The organism is Niveispirillum sp. FG156 (assembly GCF_057809555.1).
The window spans coordinates 41,080-48,618 of record NZ_JBMDKE010000052.1 but is presented as its reverse complement, the minus strand read 5'-3'; the positions used below and the strand labels follow the sequence as shown (position 1 = coordinate 48,618).

Annotated in this window: 7 protein-coding genes; 1 reads left to right on the top strand and 6 read right to left on the bottom strand. The window is 62.3% G+C overall.

The genetic code is table 11. The features are described from left to right. The 6 genes from ACODSP_RS25340 to uvrC form a co-directional block, all read right to left on the bottom strand. Nucleotides 1-1,291 (bottom strand): methyl-accepting chemotaxis protein (locus ACODSP_RS25340; RefSeq protein WP_488968306.1); only part of this gene is annotated, 1,291 nt, incomplete at its 3' end. 290 nt (nt 1,292-1,581) lie between these two features. Continuing rightward, a complete protein-coding gene (locus ACODSP_RS25335; protein WP_488968305.1) occupies nt 1,582-2,802 on the bottom strand; it encodes a sensor histidine kinase in 1,221 nt (406 codons plus the stop codon). A 111-nt stretch (nt 2,803-2,913) separates the two neighbouring features. Further along, a complete protein-coding gene (locus tag ACODSP_RS25330; protein ID WP_488968304.1) occupies nt 2,914-3,393 on the bottom strand; it encodes a molybdenum cofactor biosynthesis protein MoaE in 480 nt (159 codons plus the stop codon). After that, complete coding sequence (gene moaD, locus ACODSP_RS25325) at nt 3,393-3,644, bottom strand: molybdopterin converting factor subunit 1 (protein WP_488968307.1); 252 nt, start codon at nt 3,642-3,644, stop codon at nt 3,393-3,395. The genes ACODSP_RS25330 and moaD overlap by 1 nt, the downstream gene beginning before the upstream one ends. 7 nt (nt 3,645-3,651) lie before the next feature. After that, nucleotides 3,652-4,215 carry a CDP-diacylglycerol--glycerol-3-phosphate 3-phosphatidyltransferase gene (gene pgsA, locus ACODSP_RS25320; RefSeq protein WP_054166053.1) on the bottom strand — a complete coding sequence of 188 codons (564 nt, stop codon included), beginning with the start codon at nt 4,213-4,215 and terminating at the stop codon, nt 3,652-3,654. 59 nt (nt 4,216-4,274) lie between these two features. Further along, a complete protein-coding gene (gene uvrC, locus ACODSP_RS25315; protein WP_488968303.1) occupies nt 4,275-6,212 on the bottom strand; it encodes an excinuclease ABC subunit UvrC in 1,938 nt (645 codons plus the stop codon). 845 nt (nt 6,213-7,057) lie between these two features. Between uvrC and ACODSP_RS25310 the strand changes: the two genes are divergently transcribed. Then, a complete protein-coding gene (locus tag ACODSP_RS25310) occupies nt 7,058-7,531 on the top strand; it encodes a phasin family protein (protein ID WP_102110935.1) in 474 nt (157 codons plus the stop codon). Nucleotides 7,532-7,539 lie beyond the last annotated feature (8 nt).

The window sequence follows — 7,539 nt, the reverse complement described above, 5'->3', positions numbered from 1 at the left end:
CGACCACGGCAAAGCCCTTGCCGGCCTCTCCCGCCCGCGCCGCCTCGATGGTGGCGTTGAGCGCCAGGAGGTTGGTCTGGCCGGCAATGTCCTGGATCAACTGCACCACGGCCCCGATCTTGCCCGCCGCCTCGGCCAGACCCGCGACAGTGTTATCGGTCTGGCGAACCTCGGTATAGGCGCGGTCGGAAATGGTCTTGGACCGGTTCACCTGCGTATTGATCTCGGTGATGGAGGCGGCCATTTCCTCCGCGGCGGCGGCGACCGTCTGGACATTGGCCGTGGTCTGTTCAGCGGCGGCTGCTGCTGCTGCGGCCTGCCGGTTGGTTTCCTCGGCAATGGCGCTCATGCTTTGCGCCGTGGCATCCAGTTCGGTGGCGGCGGAGCTGACGGTGCGCAGTACCGCGGAGGATTGCTCATCAAACGCCTTGATCAGGTCGTTGACGCGGACGGCACGGGCCTCCTTGGCGGCCTGTTCCTGGCGCTGCGCCTCGGCCAGACGGTCGGCCTCGATCAGCCCATCCTTGAAGACCTGGACGGCGCGGGCCATGTCCCCGATCTCATCCCCCCGGTCGCCACCCTCCACGGCCACCGTCAACTCATGCCGGGCCAGACGGTTCATGGTGTCGGTCATCCCGCGCACCGGCTTCACGACGCTGCTGATCAACGACCAGCCGGCGGCGATGGCCGTCGCCATGGCCAAGGCCAGCATCACGCCGATCAGCAGCAGCGAGGTGCTTGCATTCCGGTCCAGGTCCCTGACCAGTTCCTCGGAATTGCGTTCGTTCAGTTGGATCAGCTTGTTGATCTCAACCTGCATCTCCTGGAATTTCGGGGTCAGCACGTCGCGCATCATATCGCCGGCCTCTACATCCTTTTCAGCCGCCGACAGGGCGCTGACCTTCGCCCAGAGCTGGATATTCTCATTCCACAGGGCGCTGACCCGGTCGAAAATCGCCCTTTCATCACTGTCGTTGATCAGCGCTGCATAGCTGGATTTGGCTGTTTCCAGATCCTTCAGCGCACCCTCCATACGTGTTTCAAGCGTCTTACGCTGCTCATCGTTGGTGGCCAGGATATGCTGGTACTGGTTCATGCGGGCCCGGACAGCCGCTGTATAAATGTCGCCGGCAAATTTCACTGAAGGTAGAGCGTTGGTGCCAATCACCATCCCATCGCTCGACATTTCATTCATCCGTACCAGTGAAACCGCGCCAAGAGCCACGGTCAGGGCGAGAATGATCCCAAACGCCGCGAGAACGCGGAGTTTGATCGACAAATTTTTAAACATTATTGCTCTCCGGTTCGACGGTTTGAAAGATTCACAGGGATATGGCGAAAGCTTATTAAAGTTAACGATAAAGAAATTAAAATTCAATCAACGCTCCTGCATGCGTAAGCGCTTTGACCAATCAATTCAGCGGGTTCGGAGATGATTGCTGACATTATCCCATCTTTGGCGCGCATATCCGGCTGTCGGATAAATATCCGCATGGCGTCAAAGCGGACCTATCCGTTACGCGCAAGCCTGTGGGGCCGCCTGCGGAAGGCGGCTGAAAATAACATTACATCTGCACGGCTTTATTGGTGTGCCGAAGCCGGGGCTTCCGGGGGCAGGCGCACACTGACGACTGTTCCCTTGCCGGGAACCGACGAGATGTCCAGCGCCCCGCCCAGCATCTCCACGAAACGGCGGGTCAAAGGCAGGCCCAGGCCGCTGCCTTTGGGGTGCGGCTTGTCGGGTTGGCGCACCTGACCAAAGGGCCTCATGGCCGTTGCGATATCCTGGTTGGCGATACCGATGCCGGTGTCGCGGATCACCAGGATGATGGCGCCACCATCATCCAGACCCGCCACCTCCACCGTGACACGCCCACCGCGCGGGGTGAACTTGATGGCGTTGGAGGCGAGGTTGATGACGATCTGGCGGACTTTTTCCGGATCGGTGCGGATGCGCAGCGGCACCTCCGGCACCTTGATATCCAGGGTGATGCCGGTGCCTTCCGCCAGTTGCCGCAGCATGCGCGCGCTGTCCTGGACGGTGCGTCCGATATCGATGTCGCGGATATCCAGCGGATCAGCCCCGGCCTCTGCCCGCGCCAAATCCAGGGTGCCATCGACAATGGCCAGCATATGGGTCGCGGCCTGATGGATATCGACGGCATATTCGGGATAGCGCGGGTCTGTATGGGCCCCGTGTGCGGCATCGCGGATCAGTTCGGAAAAGCCGATGATGGCATGCAGCGGTGTCCGCAGCTCATGCGAGGCATTGGCGATCATTTCCGTCGTGGGCCGGCTGTCACGCGGCGCCGGCCTTTGCTCCAGCAACCGGCGCTCGGCGATCTTCAGCAATTCCATGGCCTCGGTCAGGCGCTGGTTACGCTCTGTTGCGGCCAGTTCCGCCTTGATCACCCGGTCGCGCAGCCGCAGATGGGCCAGCAGGCGGGTTTGCAGCTCCGCCAGCGTTTCTGGCCGTTCCATCACCTCCAGCACGCCCAGTTCCACGGCGGCCGTCCGCTGATGCGGCAGAACATCGTCCCCGATCATGATGATGGTCGGTTCCACAGGCAGTTCCGCCGCCCTGACATTGGCAATAAGGCCCAGCGGCGTGCCAACCCCGTCCAGGTCAAGCACAAGCAGACCCGGTCGCCGCGACCTGCAATTGGCCAGCAGCTCCTCCTCCGACTTCAGGAAGCGCAGATCGACCGGGGGTGACAGCCGTTTCAGCGCGGCCGGTGCCGGGTAGCTGGATTTTTCCCCGCCAACGACCAGGATCGTGGCGGGATCGTCCTTTACATGCATGTCAATGCGGGCAAGGTTTCACTGTTCCTAATATTTGGCACAGGTGGTCCCGCTTGTCGCTTGCAACCTTGCCGCCTCCGCCGCATGGGCGATGCGAATTGCTGGTAGGTGTTACCTCGAAAGTTCAGACCAGCGGTCGGCGGCGTTCTGGTCGCTGTGACGGGCATCGACCCAGCGCTGGCCGGCATCACCCGTCTCTTCCAGCTTCCAGAAGGGGGCCTTGGTCTTCAGCCAGTCCATGATGAAGCGGCAGGCATCGAACGCCGCCTCGCGATGGGCAGACGCGCAGGCAACCAGGACGATGCGTTCTCCCGGTTCCATGCGGCCATAGCGATGGATGATCAGGCAGGCCGACAGGGGCCAGCGTTCCCGCGCCTGCGTCTCGATGGCTTCCAGCTGCCGTTCGGTCATGCCGGGATAATGTTCCAGCGTCAGGGCGCGGACGGTGCCCGGCCCTTCACCCGCCTGCGGGTGCAGGTCACGGACCAGACCGGTGAAGCTGCACACGCCGCCGATCCCGGTATCGCCATCGGACAAAGCCGCCAGTTCGGCCCCGATGTCGAAATCATCCCGCTGGACCCTGACGGTCATCAGCCGCCCGTCACCGGCGGGAACAGGGCCACCTCGTCACCCGCCGCGACGGGGTGGGTGAGGGGCACATATTCCTGATTCACGGCCACCTTGACGACATCCAGATTGGCCAGCGCCTCGGCATAGCCATCGCCGCGTCCGCGCAGCCAGCCGATCAGGCCCGCGACATCCGTCACGCCCTCAGGCACAGCAACCCGTTCTTCAGCGATGCCGATCTTGGTGCGCAGCCAGGCGAAATAGAGCAGCTTCAGCATAAGATCACCCCTGTGGGTTCAGCATATGGCGCAGGCCGGCGCGCAGGTAATCCCATCCGGTCAGCAGGGTCAGGGCGGCGGCCAGCCACAGGCCCACCTCCCCGATCAGGGTGACGGGCCAGCCCTCTGGACCGTCGGCACCCACGATCAACCAGCCGATGGCCCCCATCTGGATACCCGTCTTCCATTTGGCAAGCTGGCTGACGGGCAGGGAGATTCGCAGGCCGGCCAGGAATTCGCGCAGGCCCGACACCATCACCTCACGCAGCAGGATGATGATGGCCGGTATCACGGCCAGCCCCGCGATCTTGCCCACCGCCGCCAGCATCATCAGCACGGCGGCCACCAGCAGCTTGTCGGCGATCGGGTCCAGGAACTTGCCAATGAGGCTTTCCTCCCGCCAGATGCGGGCCAGATAGCCGTCGAACCAGTCGGTGATGCAGGCCGCCGCATAAAGGCCCAGCGCCGTCCAGGCGCTCCATTTCCCCGGAAAGAACAGCAGGGCCACGATCACGGGGATCACGGCGATGCGCGACAGGGTCAGGATATTGGGCAGGCTGGTCAGCATGGGTGCCAAGTCAGGATTGTGAAGGGGCCGGCGCCAGGGGAGGGCCGGTGGCGCGCATCCTATCCTTCCCCGTGGAAGTGATCATAGATGATTCTGGCGACAGCCTCGCTGATCCCCTCCACGGCCTGCAGATCGGCCAGACCGGCACGCGATACAGCGCGGGCGGAACCGAAATGCAGCAGCAAGGCCTTCTTGCGGCGGGGCCCGATTCCCTGAATTTCGTCCAGGGGCGAGGCGCTGATGGCCTTTTCCCGCTTGGCCCGGTGCGTGCCGATGGCGAAGCGGTGCGCCTCATCGCGCAGCCGCTGCAGGTAATAGAGGACAGGGCTTTTATGCTCCATGCCAAAGGGCGGGCGGCCCGGCATGAAGAAACGTTCCCGCCCCGCGTCACGGTCCGGCCCCTTGGCAATGGCGACCAGAGGGACGTCTTCGATGCCCAGTTCGGCCATCACCTCCATGACCACGCCCAACTGCCCCTCGCCACCGTCGATCAGCACCAGATCGGGCCAGGTTTCGCCCGCCCGTTCCGGGTCTTCCTTCAGGGCGCGTTCGAATCGGCGGGTGAACACCTCGCGCATCATGGCGAAATCGTCGCCGGCAGCTTCAGGTGCCTTGATGTTGAATTTGCGATAGGCGTTCTTGATGAACCCGTCCGGCCCCGCCACGATCATGCCGCCGATGGCATGGGCACCCTGGATGTGGCTGTTGTCATAGACTTCGATGCGCTTGGGCGGATCGGAAAGGCCAAAGGCCTCCGCGACACCGGCCAGCAGCTTGGCCTGACTGCCCGTTTCGGCCAGACGCCGGCCATGGGCGTCGCGGGCATTGGTGATGGCATGATCGAGCAGCCGCTTCTTGTCGCCCCGCTTGGGTGCGTGCAGTTCCACCTTCGACCCGGCGCGGACGCTCAGCGCCTCCTGCAACAGCGCCTCTTCGGCCAGATCATGGCTGATCAGGATCAGGGACGGCGCGGCCTTGTTGTCATAGAACTGGGCGATGAAGGAGGCCAGGACCTCCTCCACCTCCAACACCTTGTCATGGCTGGGGAAATAGGCGCGGTTGCCGTAATTGCGTCCACCCCGGAAGAAGAAGACCTGGATGCAGGTGCTGCCGCCTTCCTGATAGGCGGCAATGATGTCGGCATCATCCACGCCTTCGACATTGATATCCTGATGCGCCTGGATGGCCGTCAGGGCGCGGATACGGTCGCGCAGCTTGGCCGCGCGCTCGAAATCCAGGGCCTCCGCCGCTGCCTGCATGTCGGTGGCCAGGGCCGTCTGGATGTCACGGCTGCGCCCTTCCAGGAACTGTCTGGCCTCCTTGACCTGATCGGCATATTCGAACGCCGTCACCTTCTCCACACAAGGCGCGGTGCAGCGCTTGATCTGGAATTGCAGGCAGGGGCGGGTGCGGCTGTTGAAGATCGTGTCGGCGCAGCTGCGCAGCTGAAATGCCCGCTGCAAGGCCGTCAGGACGCGGCTCACGGCCCCGGCGGAGGCGAACGGGCCGTAATAGGACCCGGCCTCCGTACGTGTGCCGCGATGCTTGGTCAGCTGCGGAAAATCCTGCCCGCCGGTGATCAGGATATGCGGAAACGTCTTGTCGTCGCGCAGCAGCACATTATAGCGCGGCATCAGCTTCTTGATCAGATTCGATTCCAGCAGCAGCGCCTCCACCTCCGTATGGGTGGTGACGAACTCCATCTGCGTGGTCTCGGCGATCATGCGCTGCAGCCGGATCGGCAGCTTTACCGGCATCGTATAGTTGGTGACGCGCTTTTTCAGGCTGCGCGCCTTGCCGACATAAAGCGCATCCCCCTCATCATTCAGCATCCGGTACACGCCCGGCCGGTCGGGCAGGGTGCGCAGATAGCCCTTGATGATCTCCACCCCCCGGTTCAGATCCGCCACGGCGCGTTTGCGCTTGCCCGGCGCAGGCACGGGGGCATCGGCGGGGGGCAGGGGGGCGGGCGGATTGTGGTCGGCATCGTCGATCATGGTCCAGCATGTGGCGCATCCGGCCCCGCCGGTCAATCACCCGCTGAGCCGCAGTGCCTGCATCCCTCTGCCCCTGCCGGAGGTCATAGAGCATATCCGGAAGCGGTACCGGTAACCGGGCCAAGCCACCCATCCGGTCAGCCGATGATGGGTGGGGACAGCTGGAGATGATTTCCACGAAACCTGTGGATAAGTCTATGGACAAGTGACGGGGAGGGTGGTGTGAAGCCAGGGGTTCTGCGGGTTCCATCGTATTGCCCAAAAAATAGGCATAAAAAATCATTGCATTGATTTTATTGGGTTTTTTGGAAGTCAAGCAGACACCCAACTGTCATGAAGGCTATTCCGGGGCTTGACAGCACCAAGAATCGGTTTGTAGCGCGGCCTGTTGTCTGCCTGTGTAAAAAATCTAGGACCATGAACGCAAGCGGTGGGACGCAATTCGTCCTGCTCTGGGAACGGCCACCCGTCCAGCGGCGTTAAGACTTCGTTTACGGTTGGCGCCTGTCCCCATCCGGCCCCTACGTAAGACCGGTGCCCTGTCCTGCGGATCGCGTTCTTTGCGCCCCGCCTTATCATCCTGTTGCTGGGAATGTGCACCCAAATCTGGCGCCGAAGCCCTTTGCCATCACCGGTCGGGGATGGCAGCCATGTTCACACGCCAACATATCGGGCCGAAACAGCCAGATGCTTGATTTGCCAGTCATTTTGTGCGCTGCAACAAAGAAGTTGACGAAAAAAGCGGCAAAGGGCATTATTACGGCTGGATATGTTGCGACGCAGCAGGGTGCTCCAGGCTGCGCGACGATCCGGCGACACTGACGACAGACACATTGGGGAAAGCCATGGCCACCAAGAATCCGTTTCTGGACTTCGATCCGACGAAGTTCTTCGACATGAACCGTCTGACCGACTTCCAGAAGGCCTTCACCGAATTCAAGCTGCCCAGCCCCGATTTCGAGGGTGTGGTTGCTGCCCAGCGCCGCAATGTGGAAGCCATCGTCGCCGCCAATCAGCTGGCCGTCGAAGGCTATCAGGCTGTTGCCCGCCGTCAGGCCGAGATCATCCGCCAGTCCCTGGAAGAGACCTCGACCATCATCAGCGAGCTGATGACCCCCGGTACCCCGGAAGACAAGGTGGCCAAGCAAGCCGCCCTGGTGAAGGCTTCGTTCGAGAAGGCCTCCGCCAATCTGAAGGAACTGTCCGAACTGGTGGCCAAGTCCAACAGCGAAGCTGCCGAAGTGCTGTCCAAGCGCGTCAAGGAAAGCATCGAAGAGCTGCAGGGCGTTCTGGCCAAGGTTACGCCCAAGAAGGGCTGATCCCAGTC